Raw genomic sequence first — 18,010 nt, 5'->3', positions numbered from 1 at the left:
ACAGTATTAAAAGGAAAAAAAGTATGACAATAATATTCTTTACTGAATACTATTGTCATACTTTTTACTGATTTTCAGATGAATAAAACAATATATCAACGACCAAAAAACAAATTAAAAAAACAGCAAATCTACCCCTAAACGGCTCACATTTACCAGATTCTATTCAGCAAAAAGTAATATTTCCTGCTGTATTTATCCATATTTCTTGCTGAGAAACAAGCTCTAACCTCAGTAATATCAAGGGGTTAGCGGTATAATATAGATGGAGATAAAAGTACGCATAATCTCATAAAATCGAGCTATTTAAATTAATACAGTAAAGGAGAAAAATCATGAGAGTCTCAATAAAAAAATTAACCATGTTGGCACTAGTAACTAGTTTAATGCTTGGTGGCATGTTAGCCACTACGCAATCTACTTCAGAAGCTGCCACACGGTACACACACGTTGTTAAAATAACTAAGCAAAAGAAAAAATACTATCACGTTAAAAATGCGTCAGGAAATATCTACAAGTTTTCTGGTAAGCATATCAAGAAACATGTGACTTTAAAGAAAGTCTATAAAGTTAAGAAATTCAACAAAACAACCCTATCTTCTAAGAAACGTGTTGTCTTAATGAACAAAAAAGGGCTCAAGACAACTTACTACCTCATTAAGAAAGGTAAAAAATCATTGGGCTATGTTGCCAAAAACAAACTTTCCAGTGGAAAATATAATGCCTGGAAAAAGCCAACAGGTGCAACGCCCCAATTAAGTGCTTTGTTGGCTGATGACAGCAAAGTTCCCTATGCTGAAAAAGTTAAAATTACCAACAAATTGCTTACACCTGATAAATTTGGTGACATTCCATATATGCACTTAACTCAAAATCAGATGGAATGTATGCAAACCGGGAAAATGCTGTTCAATGGTATTCGTCGAGCTTCATTTCATGATAATAATATTCCTACACTTGACTTAAATGCGACTCAATCAACGTCAACACCTTTTTATGTAAATTCTTCAAAAATTTACACGACTACGGTTAAAGCAACTGGACATTGGTATACCCAAGCACAAGCAAGCTTAAAGTCATTTTCAACAACTCAATATGGAATATTTATAGGTAATGGATCAGGTACAGATTATATTTTCACTGGCTCAATCTCAAAAGCTATATTCTATAACCAAATTGGTACATCAAATAACTTTCAACTTGTTGAAGGCGCAATGGTTAAAGATTGTGTTTACACTGACCAGCTAGGTACCCCAGGTCATTTCACTATTAGGCATGACGTTTATATTTATAGCATTACAAGTAAAGCACGATTTGTTACGCCAGATGGAAATACAGAAATTTATTACTATGTGACAATTCCTGGAAATACAGGGATTAATGGGACAGGAAAAGATATACAAACTAGTGGCTGGCTACCAGCAAAAAACATTGAAGTAGGCACCTTTAGTTAATGACTTTAGGAATAAATAAGAAAGTATGACAATTGTATTATTCAGAAAATACAGTTGTCATACTTTTTTCTTATTTTTAGATGAAGAACAACAATCAAGAAGTAGACTGAAAAATTCAAATAAAACTTATTTTTGTCATATTATTTGCAGCAAATAGTAATATTTTTCTCTGAATTTATCCATATTACTCGTTGAGCTGTAAGCTCTTAATCCAGTAATACCAATGGATTAGAAGTAAAATGTAGATGGAGATAAGAGTGCACATAATCTCATAAAATCGAGCTATCTAAATTAATACAGTAAAGGAGAAAAATCATGAGAGTCTCAATTAAAAAATTAACCATGTTGGCACTAGTAACTAGTTTAATGCTTGGTGGCATGTTAGCCACTACGCAATCTACTTCAGAAGCTGCCACACGGTACACACACGTTGTTAAAATAACTAAGCAAAAGAAAAAATACTATCACGTTAAAAATGCGTCAGGAAATATCTACAAGTTTTCTGGTAAGCATATCAAGAAACATGTGACTTTAAAGAAAGTCTATAAAGTTAAGAAATTCAACAAAACAACCCTATCTTCTAAGAAACGTGTTGTCTTAATGAACAAAAAAGGACTCAAGACAACTTACTACCTCATTAAGAAAGGTAAAAAATCATTGGGCTATGTTGCCAAAAACAAACTTTCCAATGGAAAATATAATGCCTGGAAAAAGCCAACAGGTGCAACGCCCCAATTAAGTGCTTTGTTGGCTGATGACAGCAAAGTTCCCTATGCTGAAAAAATTAAAATTACAAACAAATTGCTTACACCTGATCAATTTGGTGATATTCCATATATGCACTTAACTCAAAAACAGATGGAAAGTATGCAAACCGGAAAAATGCTATTCAATGGTATTCGCAGGGCTTCATTTCATGATAATAATATTCCTACGCTTGACTTAAATGCGGTTCAATCAACTGCGACTCCTTTTTATGTAAATTCTTCAAAAATTTACACAACTGTGATTAACAAAACTGGTCATTGGTATACGCAAGCACAAGCACGTCTGAAATCATTTTCAACAGTACAGTACGGAATGGGTGGTGTTAGCGATGGAGCAGGCACAGATTACGATTTTACTGGTTCTAGTTCAAAATCAAATTTTTATAACCAAGTAGGTTCTTCAAATAATTTCCAACTTGTAGAAGGTACAAAAATAAAAGATTGCGCCTATACTTTTGAGATTGGAACCCCTGGTAACATTACTACCAAGCGCAATGTTTATATTTATAGCATTACTGGTAAAGCACGTTTTGTTACACCAGATGGGCACACGGCTATTTACTATTACGCCACAATACCTGGCAATACAGGAGTTAATCGAACTGGTGTTGAAATCCTCACTAGTGGGTGGCTCCCTGCAAGCGACATTCAAGTAAGTACCTTTAGTTGATAACTTTAAGAACAAACAAAAAAGTATGACAACCGCACTCTTAGTAGAATACAATTGTCATACTTTTTACTTACTTTTAGATGGATAACAACTATCCAAAAGTAGACTAAAAACTCAAATTCGGCTTATTTTTGTCATATTATTTGCAGCAAATAGTAATATTTTTCTCTGAATTCATCCATATTTAGCATGAAATGTTACAATCGCAGCCTTGAGACGCTCTAATTCTTCAGGACTAGCGTTTGGATCAATCATTCTGGCAATGTCTAATCGCATTTCAGTTTGAGTATTGTTTGGAATAATCATTCTGGCAATTTCTAACTGAGATTCTGTTAAAGGCATGAGTAGTTCTGATTCAAACATTTGCTTAGATGTTAATTGAATAACTTCAATTTGAAAGAATTGCGCTAATTTTTTTAGTGTTTTCCTTCTTGGAACCTTAACAACGTTTTCCCAATTGGAAATTGTTTGACCAGAATAACCAAGTTCGTCTCCTAGTTGTTCTTGTGTTAATTCTCTCTTTTCACGAAGGTACTTAATATTTTTTCCTAAATCTAAATTTTTGTTCATAGGTGCAATAATCGCCTTTCTACTATACGCATATTAGTATAGCAAAATACTATAACAAATAGTTTTAACGAGCAACTTTAGAATATTAATCTAAATCAAATCCCTTGTTAGTTTGTGTCACTGTTAAACTAACAGTAGCCCATTTTTGATAGTTCAGAATGCACCACTTTTGAATTCCAAAAATACTCATGTTGTATAAGCGATGCTTCAACATTATTATAAGTAAACAAACAAAAAAGTATGACAACCGTACTCCTAGTAGAATACAATTGTCATACTTTTTCCTTACTTGCAGATGAGCATAATCAGCCAAACTGCTTATTTTGTTTTAAAAATAAGGTTCACCGGTGCATATCCTTTTTGGAATTTTTTTTACCAATAAATCTACTTAATCGTTTTTCACGTTCTTCACGTTCTTTACGGTTAACTTCAAAATTAGCGTCATACCTACTTAACAGTTCAACGCGCTCACGTAATGTATCCTCAACGATGTTAGCAACCAACTGATTCATTGGCTCATGACTTGCATTTTCTGTGGCTTGCGTCATATACAAGGTGTCGTTGTACAATTTTCGCGAAGCTTCATCAGGTTTAATCGAGATAGGTAAATACCCCGATTTAGTTAACTGAAAATTCATCAGCAGCCGAGCAGTACGTCCATTACCATTGACAAAAGGATGTATCGTAACAAACCGCTGATGTATCTCACTAGCTAATTCAACAGAATGTAATTTTTGACCATCTGTATTAACCCATTCGACAAAGCTACGCATTAAATCGGGCACAAGGATTGGTGCAGGCGGTGTATGAAACCCGACGACAACTGGCACATCACGATATTGTCCAGCCGTCTCACCAGGCTTTTCTGTCGATTTATAAACCAACCGATTAATATCTTTTATTATTTGTTCATTAAACACTTCATCTGGATTAGTAGCTAACTCCGCCATATAATCTAACGCTTGACTAAAATTAACAACTTCTAAATAGTCTTTGATTGGTTTTTCCGAAATTGTAATTCCTTGTTCTAAAGCTACTCTCGTTTCACTTAAAGTTAGTGTGTTTCCTTCAAGCCATGTTGAGGCGTGAGATTCCTCAACCCGGTAATTTTGCCAAACAATCTTAGCTTGTTCAGAATCTAAAGAACGATACGAATACATTTGTACCTTTAACTTATCAATTTGAGTATAATCAACCAAGTTGCACCGCTTTCATTCTATCGACTGCGCCAGTAGTGCAGAAATGTATAATAGAAAAACCTATTTTTCATGAGTCAACCTATAAATTATTGTTACCTTTTAGGCTTTTTGGAGCTAGCTTTTGTACCACTGAAATGTTCATTATTATTCAACGTATTGTTAACACCTTGTTGTGGTAAATCAAAACTAGATTTAATTATTGATTCATTAATAACGGAGTTAACAATCATTTTGCCTAAATTTTCAGAATCTTCATTTTTCAATAAATTGATATATTCGTTTCTTTGATTCACTTCTATAATTACAGGATTTTGAAGTCTTTTCAAAGTTGCGTAAAGTAATAACATTCTACCTGTTCGCCCATTTCCATCGGGGAATGGATGAATTTTTTCAAAATCAATATGCTGTTGAGCAACTACGCTTGGAAAAAACTCATCACTAACATTTTCTAACTGGTAATTATAATTATCAACCCACTGCATTAACCGAAATGGGGTCTCACCGGGAGTGGCAGGTATAAAATTCGCTCCCAACACGATATTTTGCTGCGTCTTAAACTCACCAGCGTCATCACGAATATGATTTACCAAATCAAACTGAATTAATTTAATAAAATTCAAATCCATAGGTTCACCAGAAGCAATCTTATTCAACACATCTCCCATCGCCTCACGGTGATTAGCAACTTCATACAACTCACGTAAAGACTTCGATCCGTTAGGAGTCATTTCATCAACAAGCACAGAAATAGTATCACTCAGCGATAACGTATTTCCTTCAATTGCGCTTGAGTGATGAGCCATACGGACAAGCGTATTTAAAGCATATTCTGGTTTTAAAATATTTGTTTCTGCAACGATGTCTTGAAACTCACCACGCGTAATAGTCATTTTTTTGTACTTAGCCCCTTCAGTATTTTCATTTTTTCATCCCAGGTCATATCTTCAGCAGGACTCACTTTTAAAATATGTAACCCGTCCACTTCTTCAACTAAACTAACTGAATCCCCAATCTGCACGCCTAAAACGCGTAATTCGTCTGGAGACAATGTTATCGTAGCTGAAGTACCATTTTTGCTAATTTTCTTTCTCATAATTTTACACCACCCTATAAGTATATTATACTCCGTATACTTATAAAATGCAGTCAAATTACAATACTTCGATTTAATTCCTCTAACGCTTTCTTTTACCAGCCAAACGGAATACTTTTTCCATATTATTCTAACCCAACTTATATGCTCGAATAACTGCCCGAATACGTGCTTGACTAGTATTAAAATAGGCAGCCATCTCACCTACATTACTATCGGCACGTAACATCTCACGTAATTTATCAACACTAATGACAACGAATGAATAATTATTACGAGTTAGCTCAAGTACAACTGCCTCTTGTAGTAACTCAAAATCTGCATCCTCATCTGTAATCACTAAAGGGTGGTCACGAATAACCTTTTCCTTAATCAAAAATCTAAACACGCGCATATTTGAAACGTTTAATTCAAGTGCTATTTTATTGATACCAGCGCCCTCCGTGATACGTTTCATAATCTGATTAGAGAAAACTACTGAATCAAGCTTAGCATTCGATCGCAACTTTAACGATTTAATACGTTGACGTATGACAAAAGTTGAAAGTCCAAACTCCTTAGCAATCGCTTGACTTGAACTATTCAAGAAAACCATACGATGAAATTTTTCCAATTCCACCTTTGAAAAAAGAGTATCCGCACCATGTACTTCATACGTCACCATTAGTGCACCAATTTTTGATCGTTCAGTATTTAAAAAATCGGCTATTTGTTGATACGTAAAATCCTGCTCATTCAAATATTCAAGCAGTTCTTTTGTAATATGAGAATTTGACATGTTTCCACCACTTAATTAATTTTATTGTTTCAAATATCAAATATTCTCATATTACGAAGTGCACCTGTTTTAACAGTATTTCCAAACAAAAAGTATGCTAATCAAAATACAATTAGCATACTTTTGCCATACAATAATATTCTTTCTATCAGCAGCACATCTTATTTATTTCACCAAATCAGGTGAAATGTTAAAAAGCTTTTTTGCATTTTGCTTATTTAAATCATACTTTTTCAAAAAGTCACCACGGATAATAATTCGTTTACGTGCGTGTGTCCAGTATGGTGCCTGTTCAAAGCACGTTACCAGGGTAATAACTGGATTAATATCTGTCGCTTTCGTATTCTTAATCCACTCACTAGCTTCACCATCATTATTAACAATATATTTTGCCGTATGTTTATATTTATATACATACTTCCCATCTGTTACATATATATTGAACCCCTCGAGGGACGTTCCCATAATATGTCGTTGAAATGGACTAAAATAAGTCAGGTAATCAGCCATATTATGTCCAGAAAGCGCATAGTTAGAGGCACCTAGAACATCAGCTTCATTTAATATCCCATCGTGCTTTCCTTTCATTGTACCAGCGCCCATTGCCAGGGTGTACTTAGTAGTTCCCTGATAAATTGGTAATTCAATTCGTAATTTTGGAACAGCTATATATGCGCGCAACCGTAAACCAGAATCGTCCTTGCGAAGTTTACCTAATTCTCCCCATGTTGGCATATCAACGTTAGTTAGATATTTACCCTTTCCTTCACTCACAAAAGGATGACGTTTAGCTTCAGCCATTACAATACTTTGATTTAACCGACCTTGAAAGTACTCAGGATGTAATGACCACACAGTTGATATTCCAGCAAAAATCACCAACAATACGGCAACAATAATTGGAATTAAGCGCCTCCTTCGTCGAGATTTAATACGTATGCCTCGTGTTCCCATTCTTGTTTGTTTTGAGCTTTGAAAAAACATAATCTCACCTCAACATTCTATTTTTTTGAGTCTATGAGATTCAGCAACTGAGTGTTGTGACCTTCATTCGTATACGCAACCATTTTTGCTGAAGTAGTTGCACCAGTATCTAAAAAAAGCTTGCCTACAGCCAAAGTACGCGATTCAGTAACCAAATCTTTGCCAGCGAATTTGCGTTCATAGATAACCGTAGAACCAGCCTCAAGACTTTGATCCAATGCCGTAAACTTATTCTCATCTGACGTTACAACTGGCGGTTTTTCCTTAGATTTTTTTAACTCATCTGTTAAATCAGATACTTTTGATTGAGCTTTGTCATAATTAGCTTTTGTATCGTCAAGTTCTGCTTTAGTACTAGAAGCTTGTTTACTCATATCTGATTGTGCTTTTTGAAGAAGGTTTAATTGTTTCTTGTTTTTGGTCAGGGCAACTTGATGTTGCTTGTTACTAGTATCAATTGCAGACTTAACACCAATACCACCACCAATCAACAATAATAAGACAGCGCCCATACTAACCTTTTGCCAATTTTTCACATGAAACTGCTTTGCCCTCGTTTGAACTGAATTAGTATCTTGAGATATATTAGATGTTTCATCTTTTTGTAAATTTGCTAATGTCGTAGCAGTTAATAAACCAATTGAATCTTTAAGAACTCCTTCACCGCTATTTGACTTGTCCAAACTCATTTTAGTACGTAACCAATCGGCTTTTTCAGCTTCAAGTTCAGCAATACGGTCAGCTTGTTTCTGATTTTTCGATACCAGGTCATCAGATTTTTGCCGCACATCAGCTACATACTTTTGAAATTCTTCAATGCGCTGACGCGCGTCAAGTTCAAAACGTCGGTTACTAATAGCCCCAGCTTCATTTTCATGAACCTGTGAAGAAAAATCTTGCAAGTCATTATTCAACTTTTTATACAAATCACTGGAACTAGCTTCAAACGAACTAACAAGTGCAGTTCGATTTTTTATAATAGCTTGGTCAGCATATTTCCGACTTTCCTGAGTTAAATCAGCCTCTAAATCAGCATTTTCTTTCAGCTTTTGGGCTTCACGCTTTTTAAACTCATCTGCCATTGAGTGATTAACATCAGCAATTATTTTATCGTTACTAATCTGAATTGATGAATCCGCAACTTGTTTTAACTTTGCAATAGCCTGTTTGTGACGGTCATCTTCAATAGCCGTCTGTTCAGCAAGCTCATTCATAAATGCTTGATTAGCAGCATTAGAACGTCTTGCAATCTCATCTTTTGACTCTTCAGAAATTTGTTTTTGCAATACATCATAAAATTCATTTTTAGCTAACATATCAGTAATTTTATTAGACAAATTATCTTCAAAAGTCTTTCGTTGAGCAGCTAAGTTCTTAATAATTTCAACAGTAGCAATTTCTTCAGCTTGACTAATGACAACGTTTAACTGCTTCTTACGTTCATTTAAAAGTGCGTCCATTGCACCATCAGCCCCAGGGCTGTATTTACTTAAATCAGAATCATCAATCTCAAACTTCTTAAAATTCAAAGTAACATTATGAACTAAAGGATCAATTAACTTTATGTCCTTCACCGGTAAACTCAATGATTTACCAACTTTCGTACTTCCCGCTTCTTTATCATCTAACACCACACTTATTTTTTCGGCAGAAACAGACGGAGTTTCAGGAACAAGGTCAAAAATATTATCTTCATCATCAGAATCGTCGTGAGAACTACTATTAGAATCGCTACGAGCATTTAAATCACTTTCGGTGTCATTATCTGCTAATGGATTAGAATTCGTTACAGTGCTATCAGTGACGTCAGCCGAATAATCATTACGATTATATTCTTCATCATCAATTGAATCACCATGTACACCCAACGAATAATACAATTCAATATTATTCTTCTCAATATCACGATTGAAGATTTCTAAACTTGGATACTCAACAATTGGGTAACTAGACCCCATACTAGCAACTAATGATTTTTCAATATCCTGAGCTTCTTCTAATCGAGTGTCGTAATCATAATTAGAAGCGTCAAGATTAAATAAACTCTCAAAAATTGTTTTAGTTAAATTTACAAAATCGCTATTAATTTCCACGTCCAACAGTTCAAAAACCAATTCTGGACGGAAAGAACGTTTATGTACACCTTTAACCGTATAATTCTCAACAATTGATAAATTTTTTAAAATAATAGTTTTATTGGGTAAAAAACGTTTACGCAACACGCCAATAAATGATTCTAATGCAGCAATACCAATATACGGACTAGAATCATCCATTGGTGTTAAATTAGCTTGTCGCTGAACATCATTGGCTTCAAGTACTACAGCTTTAACTTCTTCATCCGTTAAATTATTTACTTTTTTTTCAGTTAAACCACTCCACATACCAGACCCAATCTTAAAAAAGAATCGGTCGTTAATTGCTACACCCTTGCTCATAACATTCCTCCAAACTATCTATTCGTACAAAATTAAAATTTATAACGCAAACACCAGGAATCGAACCTAGTTCTCAAAAGAAATGGAATCAGGGAAAGACCATTTTGAAAAAAGAACATTGACGCTCTACCATTGAGCTATGTTTGCAAATGACCTTAGTATAAGGTCATAAAATATCGAGATTGAAAAATTTGAAACTTATACTTGATTATTAATCAAGACGAAACTTGTGTTTGTAAGAATGAGATTGCGACTGCCGCGCTAAATCCAACGATAATAGCTACGGCAATAGCTAACCAGTGTTTCCGAACTTTACGCTTACCTTCGTCGCCTGAAAATATATAGACAATTGCGGTTACAACCGCAGCTAACACTGAACCAACGGTTAAAATAACTTGAGCGCGACCTGTCCACGTTTGCAACAAAGTCGTAGTTTTTGTGAACGGATCGCTCGCCAAAATATGTTGACTCAATTCAGGAAACTTTGAGAATAGTGTTGAAGTAATAATATCTAACATGCCCTTTTCCTCCAATTCTTGAAAATTTTATTCGGTTGGTTGAGTAACCGTTAAATTAACTTTAAGAGATTTATTAGGAGGCTAGTTTTAAGAGTATTGGTGCCAAAACCATTGAAGAAACCATGAATTGTATAGACAAAAAAAGACGAATATTATTCATATTTCGTCTTTAAAAAAATCTATTTTTTATTAATCTTCATCTTGATGTTCCATCAGTTCATTTTCACCTTGAATATGTGTCCCTTGGGACATTTTATTAAAATTCTGGCTTTGATTTTGAAGTGACATACCAACATTTCGCATACCTTCACCTATAGGTCGATGGTTTTGAACTGAACTTGGACTATGATCAATGTAACTAGAACTAGATTTAATTGAACTTGAACGGTCAATGGACGAGCCCGAATTGTGTCTCAAACTATCGTATGAAGCTTGTTGCGATTGAATACTACCACGTTCAGATCTAATTCCGCTATTACGGCTTGCATTCGAGTTATTACCACGTTGAGTCGAAATACCTTCACGACCTGAATTCAGATTTTTATCAGAATCACTAATCCCACCCTTACCGTTATTACCTGAAAGGTTATTAGGCGATTGAGATGTTTTAGAATTAAAATCAGTTTGGTTACTGTTAGGCATGTTGCCAGAATCAGATTGCGAATTTCGATTAAACTGTCCATTTTCACTACTTGGAATACCCATATTTTCGGGTTTTCCTTGGATTCCCGAATTAATTGCATTACTTGGTTGATTTACATCACTACTATTTCTGTCATCTTTAATTCCAGTAGCTTGACCCTCTCCATTCGTTTCGCTTTCAGGTTGAACCCCATTTTGTTGTTCTTCCTTAGTCTCACGATTAAGCGTATTAGAATCAGTAGCACTGTTTTGTGCATTTTCATCAACATCATTATTTTGATTTTCATTATTATTCTGAGTATTGCTTTGGCTATTTTCGTTACCAGCAGTATCACTAGCTACGTTGGTAACACCATCAGCTACAGTAGCCTCACCTGGTGCACTAGTATCAATTCCACCTTCAGATCCCGAACCCCAATTTCTAACCGACTCAGCCCCCTCCTTAAAAGGAGCAGTAGCAGAGTCCTTAATACCACCAGCAACTGCCTTAGCAGTCTGCCCAGGAGATTTAGCAGCTTGAAATGCTCCACCAATTCCCTTAGCAATATTAGACGCTCCACGAGAAACTGAATTAGCAATGCTGCTAGTAGCCGTCATAACTGAACCACCACCTCGCATTAACAAGCCGGCACCAGCCATCGTTCCAGCTAGAGACTCACCTTGTGATTGACTTACACCAGTAAGTTTTTCAATATATGAAACGCCTTGGAATGCAGCTAATATACCACCCGCATAAAGCATAATTGTAACGAACAAATTACCAATAATCCCGAGGTTAGCTTGACCTGCTATCATACCAGGTGCAACTGAGAAAAATTGATTCAAAATACGAATGACTAAAATTTCACCCCAAATTGAAGCTATTGCGCCCAATATTTGAGTTGTAATTTCTTTCAAGTGCCGGTTATCACGAGTATCAAGAAACAAAGCAATTGGAGCTACAATTTCAATAACAACAATATTAAACAGTGATTTTACCAACCTAATTCCCATCGACACAAAGAAAACTGCAAAAATAATTAATTGAGCGTAAATACCAATCCAATTGATTTTGTATCTAGGATAATACGAATCAAAAATTTTAGTAAATTTCATCGTTCCTTCGTTTGTCATAGTTGTTGGATTTTTAATCGCCCCCATACCCGCTTTATAAGCATTTGCAAACGGTGCACCAGCGGAATCATGCTTTTTATTAATCATTCCAACCATATTGTTATCACCACTATTGGAAATTAAATCACCAGACTGCTGAAGTAAAGCTAAAACATCACTTGAATCAGTAACACCAGCTTTATTATTAGTTTCAAGATTTTGATCAGGTTGTATAGCAACTTGACCATCAATCAAGTCAGGACTAATAAGATTTCCATTGTCATAAACTTTCCAATTGTTACCCGCAACAACAACCATGTCCGTCACATTCTGCAAAACAACCTGGTCAGCTAAACTAGAACCAGACTTTGAAAAATTAACTGCGTCAGTTCCAACAGCAGAAATTACTGAGTTCACTGTGGTTGGCAACACAGTACATACAAGACACCCAATTACCAAGTTTTGAAGTATGCTTTTATATTTCAAGGGTTTACCGAACACACTGAAAGCTATCATCATAACTAAAATAAACAATCCAAGTACTAAGCCAAACGCCCAAAAATAGGAGTACCAAGAATTGAACTCTGTTATCTGTGTAATATCAGTAAAACCAGTTAATTTAAAAAGTGCATTAAATGCACTTTCTATCGCCGATACCAATTCCCACAAACCAATCGCAAGTATCCCTAAAAGCTTTCTAAAAATACTAAAAAAACCGCTACTAAAATTTAAGTAACCATTCCATTGTTCGTAAAAATCAACCACCGCACCTGATGGTTTTCCATCGCCTATCCCAAAAAGATATGCAAGACCTTTGTTAGCCGTATCTGTCCAATCACTAGCACTTGGCGGCGAACTAGCGCTAGCTAACAAATTAAAAAAATTAGAATAATTAAACAAAATCTCGTCCTCCTTGTATTTCTTTTATACAATGATGACCGTAATTAGAGCAGAGCAGTTTTAACAGTAATTTGCGCATAAAAAAATATGACAGCCGTCAGCCAGTTGTCATATTTTTTCCATATTCAATTCTTATTACCGTCAGCTCAAATGCTGATAATAAACCTATTTTAGGCTGATTAGCGTCCCTTAATCCCGTTGCGGTTTAATTTGTCGCCTGAATCATCCAAATGTTTATCTGTAACTATTACTTTTTTATCAATATCTTCTACTGTGCCGACAGAAGGAATAATATGTTTACGTACATCTGCAATTTTTTCTTGAAGCATGTCTCCTACTGGATACGACTTATAACCAGTATTGGTTTCCAAATATGACAGCATATTAGCGTAATAACCATCCACTAAGTCTTTAGTTAGCGGAACAGTTGGTGTAGTTGCTATCACGTCGCCATGACTTCCATATATTACAGTTTTACCAATCAATTCATCTTCTTTACCTTTAACGAGCTTTTTTTCATCATTTGATAGGTTTTCATACGGGATTAGCGTTACAACTGCCTTAGTACCATTTGGAAAATTCTGTTCAACGTAGAATTGTTGACCATTTTCTAATGCAAGTGTAGCTGCACTATTACCAACAACAACATTTTTATACTCAGTTTGAACCTTTTCAACCAAATCATTAAATGGTTTATCAATTTCGACTTGATGATTAATAATAGATTTTTGAATCATATCATCATGTAATACCATATCCTCGACACTCAAGTATTGTTCATATTGACCATCAATCTCACGATATATTTTCGGTACTGGAATCCCATTAATCGGATTAAATGTATCTTCATCAATGAGAAACATTGTCTTATCAAGCCCGGGTAATTCATTATAAACAACGTCTAATTGTTTTTTTAATGAATCAGCAGAATCAATATCATGACCACTAATAGCTATACCATTCCATTTACTTGACCATGCCAAAATATTGACAATACTGTCATTGCTTTCTTTCACTTCATCAATAAAAGTCTTAATGTTTGGTGACTTATCGTCAAAGTAACGTTTAAAACGAGCAATTTCATTTAAGTCAAATACTACCACTTGCGGTTTATCTAGCTCTGAATCAAAATACACAAACTGAACCTCGTCATACTGACTTCGATAAGGGACGAATGCAGTTTCTTGTGCTTTCTCAAGCATTGAACTAGTTACATCGGGATTACCAAAATCATTAGTAATGCCACTAAAGTTAAACTGCCGGAACATATCAATGCCAATATAATCTTCACTATCTTGACCAGCAATTTCAGATAACATATCAACAACATTATCGTGATATGTTTCAGTTGAATCTTCTTCAAGTTCATTACTTAATTTCAAAACACATTGACCATCTTTATCAGCAACACTCAAAGAATATCCATTACCTGATAATAAATCACCAAGTTTTTCAGAAATATATTCGTTATTATGTTGATCAAATGTGTACACCGGTAGTTCATTCATCGCTTCAATTTTCTTTTCAATGATTTTTGAACAATCACTATTACCAATAACATTTTCAACTGTTTGTATTTTTTCATTATCGTTTGTTGTTGGAATGTTAAACATATTTTTTAAATCCGCATTATTCATTGATAATTGCGGAATTGAAACAAGACATGATTTTTTATATTCAATAAAATCTGCATAATGTTCCGAATCAACATCAACATCATTACTCAAACCATTTTTATCAAAATAAGATTTACATTCCTCATCAACAACAGACTCTGCAACATACTTAGCGAACTTATCAGAACTAATCAATTCTTCAAAGCTATCAAATTCTAACTCAGGAGCAAAAGCAACCACAATATGACCAGTTACAGAATCAATATTAATACGTAAATCAGTAACCATCTCCGCTATTTCGCTCACTTGTCGTCCAACGGTTTGCATAGGTTCGATTTTTACGTGACTTTTTAAATACATGCCAGCATTAGAACGAATTTTTTCAAATGATTTTGAATTATCCACTAATAACGCACTATGCTGATTAATCATGTGCATATTAACAAGGTCTTGTTTCCAATTACTATCAGAGAGTCCAATATCCTTAATGACCAATGAACTAAGTGCCAAATCATATGAATCTGATCCTACCAGGTCAGATATGAACCCATCAGCTTGAATAGAATCAGAAACAAAATCATCACGACTCAAACTACTACTCCAAACATTGTTATAACCATGCTGCCAAACACCACTAGAATCAGTACGGTAATCACAAGAAACTACATAATTATCTTCACCGTCAACATCATACAGCCCACTAAATTGACGACCTTGTTGTTTAGCATTAAGACGTGAATCCGCACTTAATCGTAATTGTGTACGCAAACCACTTTCAGAATTCAAAATTTCAATTACAGAACCATCGTATAATGCTTCAGCCATAGAACTAGCAGAATTTAATTGACCACTAATATCAGATTTTTCAACATCTGAAACATTCTTCTGTGAATCAATTTTAGCCAATTCAGAAATTGTTTGCTCTTGAATTCCAATATTATTAGCATTCGCTAATTCCTTAGCTGTATTCATCCAATCATAATAAATCAAATTTTTAATATCAGAGTTTTTATCTTGATATAGAGTATCCTCATCATATTCACTTGCAATTTCATCATGAATATCACTACGAACATTCATTGGATAACCTACATCACCATAAGGACTATTAACCGTTTGAACAGCAAAATCACCATTTTTATCAACGATAGCAATCACATCTTGATCCATACCATCTTCATCAAATTTCAAAAAGAAATTATCACCTTCACGGTTTGTACCAATTGGGAAGCTACCACTATCTAATTGTTTTAAAATTGCCGAAAAATCTAAATCTGAAAAATCAACATCAGAATACTTTTTTTGTAACGGAGATACTATGTTCAGTAAGCCCTCATCACCTTCAAAAAGCTCCTCACCCAATTCTTCAGCGGCTACATTAACATCCAATGCAATCAAGTGCGCTTTCGCGTCACTATTCTCCCCAAGTACCGCTTGTTCAGCGTCCAAAGAAGGCTTAAAGCTATCCATTTCAAGTAATTCAGAAACATTATCATACGTTTCTTGAAAACCTTTAATATCGCCCTTATTCCACACAGTACGTCGAATAACCTTAACACGAGAGTTATCTTCATCTGAAACACCATACAGCGTCTGCCATACATCTGTTTCATATTCACTACGATCAAATCCAGGGATAACGTTTGCAAAAGCGTCTAATTTAGCACTCGAAAAATCATCGGTAATATCCTTCACACGGACTGGTTTAATAGCTCCTTCAGAACTAGCAACCATATCTGTATACCACTGATTCATCGTTCGATAACCATCAAAAGGTAAATCGTAAAGAACGTCATACACCGTCTCTAATTTACCGAAATTGTTATTAAACTTAATATAATCATGAATTTGTTGCCCCGACACTTTGATATAATTTAAATCTTCAGATAAACGACCTTCTGTAACAGGATAATAACCAATCCTATATTTTTGTGCCATTGCAGAATCATTCAATTTCCTTTTCCCAGCACTAATCACAGTATCTACAAAATCATTATTATCAAATTGAGTCAAAACATCCTTAAATCCATTATCAATACTGCTACTCCAAGCTAAATCACTTAAATCATCAGTCACTTCTGAAGTACTCAAACCCGCTAAGTAATGCATACTAAGTTCAGCACGATTATCAGCACCAATATACACACGGTCACGGTCACTAAGCGTCTCAATTGCCATTGCGGCAGCTTCTTGTATATCTTTTTTAGTAATAATTTTCAAATTATCACTATCATCACCAATCACCTCTAAAGGTACATCATCTTGGCTTGAAAAAGCTAAAGGCGAATAGTAAACGCGATTAGGAACATCATCAGTTGAATCAGTATAAATTTGCCATACGCTATCAGTTTGTGGAGACTTCAAAATACTACCAATGCCATCATCAAAAAAAAGACCGGCGTCACGTAAAATCTGCTCCTCTTTTGAAAGACGCAAACCATCAAGTTTGCCATCATGATCTTCAAGTGCAATATTCAAAGAATTATAAGCCGACTCAATTTCATCGCGCTTTAAAACTTGGCTATTATCATAATTTGTCCTCATTCCAACCAATTCAGAAGCAGAAATATCACCCCAACTTTTTCCAGCATTAATCACATTTGCCGCATTAAGCGCAGCGTCAATTACACCATAACTCCGTTGCATGCCACCATAATTTTCAACATCATCAGCTAATTTACGAGCAATATTAACCTTAGTTGATTCATTACGAGGTAACGCATGAATTGATTCCAACATCGTATTAACTGCATGCTCATAATCAGAAGTTAACTTCCCATCTTTATCGAAAATCAAAGTGTTGGGTACATTGACCACACCACGTACTTTATCAATTTCAGGCTTATACACATCGAGAAAAGTATTAACCACCTCACGATTAATCACAATCGGAGCATTGTGAAATACCTCATGATTAGCATTATCGTAAATTGCAACCAACAGATACTTATCATCTGAATACGCGATACTAGAATTATTCTCAGAAGCTAATTCTTGTTCTGCCACATTTAATTGATTGTAATCAACTAGTGCCAAAGAAACAGTTGTACCATCTGGAAATTTAACCGGGTCAACATTTTTAACACCATCACCATTCTTCACTTCAAACAAATAATTAACATTTTCTTTCAACTGCAATTCTTCTTTTAAATAATTACTCTCAGCCATATATTAGTCTCCATATCGAATCAATTTTTAACATAAAACAATAATCTCATCTATAGAGTTGTAGCTGTTTCAACAGTATTTCAAATAAAAAAGTATGACAAGAGTATTCCTTTTGTCATAC

At 34.9% G+C, this 18,010-nt stretch carries 12 protein-coding genes and 1 tRNA gene; 2 read left to right on the top strand and 11 right to left on the bottom strand.

Annotation, left to right across the window (positions count from 1 at the left end; translation table 11 throughout):
- Positions 1 to 386 precede the first annotated feature (386 nt).
- Both EQG49_RS13435 and EQG49_RS13430 read left to right on the top strand, forming a co-directional pair.
- Complete coding sequence (locus EQG49_RS13435) at positions 387 to 1,454, top strand: hypothetical protein (protein ID WP_165964915.1); 1,068 nt, start codon at positions 387 to 389, stop codon at positions 1,452 to 1,454.
- 315 nt (positions 1,455 to 1,769) lie between these two features.
- On the top strand, positions 1,770 to 2,891 hold the full coding sequence (locus EQG49_RS13430) for a hypothetical protein (RefSeq protein WP_133364476.1): 1,122 nt from the start codon (positions 1,770 to 1,772) through the stop codon (positions 2,889 to 2,891).
- A 174-nt stretch (positions 2,892 to 3,065) separates the two neighbouring features.
- On the opposite strand, the gene EQG49_RS13425 is transcribed toward EQG49_RS13430, so the two are convergent.
- The 11 genes from EQG49_RS13425 to EQG49_RS13380 form a co-directional block, all read right to left on the bottom strand.
- Positions 3,066 to 3,461: a helix-turn-helix transcriptional regulator gene (locus EQG49_RS13425; protein WP_133364475.1), complete on the bottom strand. Its 396-nt coding sequence runs from the start codon at positions 3,459 to 3,461 to the stop codon at positions 3,066 to 3,068.
- Positions 3,462 to 3,802: 341 nt separating this feature from the next.
- Positions 3,803 to 4,660 (bottom strand): Fic family protein, encoded by an 858-nt coding sequence (locus EQG49_RS13420; RefSeq protein ID WP_133364474.1) that lies wholly within the window; start codon positions 4,658 to 4,660, stop codon positions 3,803 to 3,805.
- 92 nt (positions 4,661 to 4,752) lie between these two features.
- On the bottom strand, positions 4,753 to 5,550 hold the full coding sequence (locus tag EQG49_RS13415) for a Fic family protein (protein ID WP_133364473.1): 798 nt from the start codon (positions 5,548 to 5,550) through the stop codon (positions 4,753 to 4,755).
- Entirely contained in the window at positions 5,547 to 5,753 is a 207-nt protein-coding gene (locus EQG49_RS13410) for an AbrB/MazE/SpoVT family DNA-binding domain-containing protein (protein WP_133364472.1), read from the bottom strand. Before EQG49_RS13410 ends, EQG49_RS13415 begins: the two co-directional genes overlap by 4 nt.
- A gap of 130 nt (positions 5,754 to 5,883) precedes the next feature.
- Positions 5,884 to 6,531 (bottom strand): hypothetical protein, encoded by a 648-nt coding sequence (locus tag EQG49_RS13405; protein ID WP_133364471.1) that lies wholly within the window; start codon positions 6,529 to 6,531, stop codon positions 5,884 to 5,886.
- Positions 6,532 to 6,696: 165 nt separating this feature from the next.
- Positions 6,697 to 7,515 (bottom strand): class A sortase, encoded by an 819-nt coding sequence (locus tag EQG49_RS13400; RefSeq protein WP_133364470.1) that lies wholly within the window; start codon positions 7,513 to 7,515, stop codon positions 6,697 to 6,699.
- Positions 7,516 to 7,532: 17 nt separating this feature from the next.
- Positions 7,533 to 9,953 carry a phage tail tape measure protein gene (locus EQG49_RS13395; protein WP_133364469.1) on the bottom strand — a complete coding sequence of 807 codons (2,421 nt, stop codon included), beginning with the start codon at positions 9,951 to 9,953 and terminating at the stop codon, positions 7,533 to 7,535.
- 45 nt (positions 9,954 to 9,998) lie between these two features.
- Positions 9,999 to 10,100 (bottom strand) — tRNA-OTHER (locus EQG49_RS13820).
- A 68-nt stretch (positions 10,101 to 10,168) separates the two neighbouring features.
- Positions 10,169 to 10,471, bottom strand: a complete 303-nt coding sequence (locus tag EQG49_RS13390) for a DUF2834 domain-containing protein (protein ID WP_133364468.1) — start codon at positions 10,469 to 10,471, stop codon at positions 10,169 to 10,171.
- A gap of 189 nt (positions 10,472 to 10,660) precedes the next feature.
- Entirely contained in the window at positions 10,661 to 13,105 is a 2,445-nt protein-coding gene (locus EQG49_RS13385) for a pLS20_p028 family conjugation system transmembrane protein (RefSeq protein WP_133364467.1), read from the bottom strand.
- Between the two features lie 179 nt (positions 13,106 to 13,284).
- Entirely contained in the window at positions 13,285 to 17,889 is a 4,605-nt protein-coding gene (locus EQG49_RS13380; protein ID WP_133364466.1) for a hypothetical protein, read from the bottom strand.
- Positions 17,890 to 18,010 lie beyond the last annotated feature (121 nt).

This window comes from Periweissella cryptocerci, from assembly GCF_004358325.1.
Classification (GTDB): domain Bacteria; phylum Bacillota; class Bacilli; order Lactobacillales; family Lactobacillaceae; genus Periweissella; species Periweissella cryptocerci.
This window is presented reverse-complemented; position numbering and strand designations above follow the sequence as displayed.

What these genes read in the sequence shown, in the direction of transcription:
- EQG49_RS13430 (WP_133364476.1), top strand. Translation starts at nt 1,770, where the DNA reads ATGAGAGTCTCAATTAAAAAATTAACCATGTTGGCACTAGTAACTAGT.
- EQG49_RS13435 (WP_165964915.1), top strand. Translation starts at nt 387, where the DNA reads ATGCTTGGTGGCATGTTAGCCACTACGCAATCTACTTCAGAAGCTGCC.
- EQG49_RS13400 (WP_133364470.1), bottom strand. Translation starts at nt 7,515, where the DNA reads ATGTTTTTTCAAAGCTCAAAACAAACAAGAATGGGAACACGAGGCATA.
- EQG49_RS13425 (WP_133364475.1), bottom strand. Translation starts at nt 3,461, where the DNA reads ATGAACAAAAATTTAGATTTAGGAAAAAATATTAAGTACCTTCGTGAA.
- EQG49_RS13395 (WP_133364469.1), bottom strand. Translation starts at nt 9,953, where the DNA reads ATGAGCAAGGGTGTAGCAATTAACGACCGATTCTTTTTTAAGATTGGG.
- EQG49_RS13415 (WP_133364473.1), bottom strand. Translation starts at nt 5,550, where the DNA reads ATGACTATTACGCGTGGTGAGTTTCAAGACATCGTTGCAGAAACAAAT.
- EQG49_RS13410 (WP_133364472.1), bottom strand. Translation starts at nt 5,753, where the DNA reads ATGAGAAAGAAAATTAGCAAAAATGGTACTTCAGCTACGATAACATTG.
- EQG49_RS13405 (WP_133364471.1), bottom strand. Translation starts at nt 6,531, where the DNA reads ATGTCAAATTCTCATATTACAAAAGAACTGCTTGAATATTTGAATGAG.
- EQG49_RS13390 (WP_133364468.1), bottom strand. Translation starts at nt 10,471, where the DNA reads ATGTTAGATATTATTACTTCAACACTATTCTCAAAGTTTCCTGAATTG.
- EQG49_RS13380 (WP_133364466.1), bottom strand. Translation starts at nt 17,889, where the DNA reads ATGGCTGAGAGTAATTATTTAAAAGAAGAATTGCAGTTGAAAGAAAAT.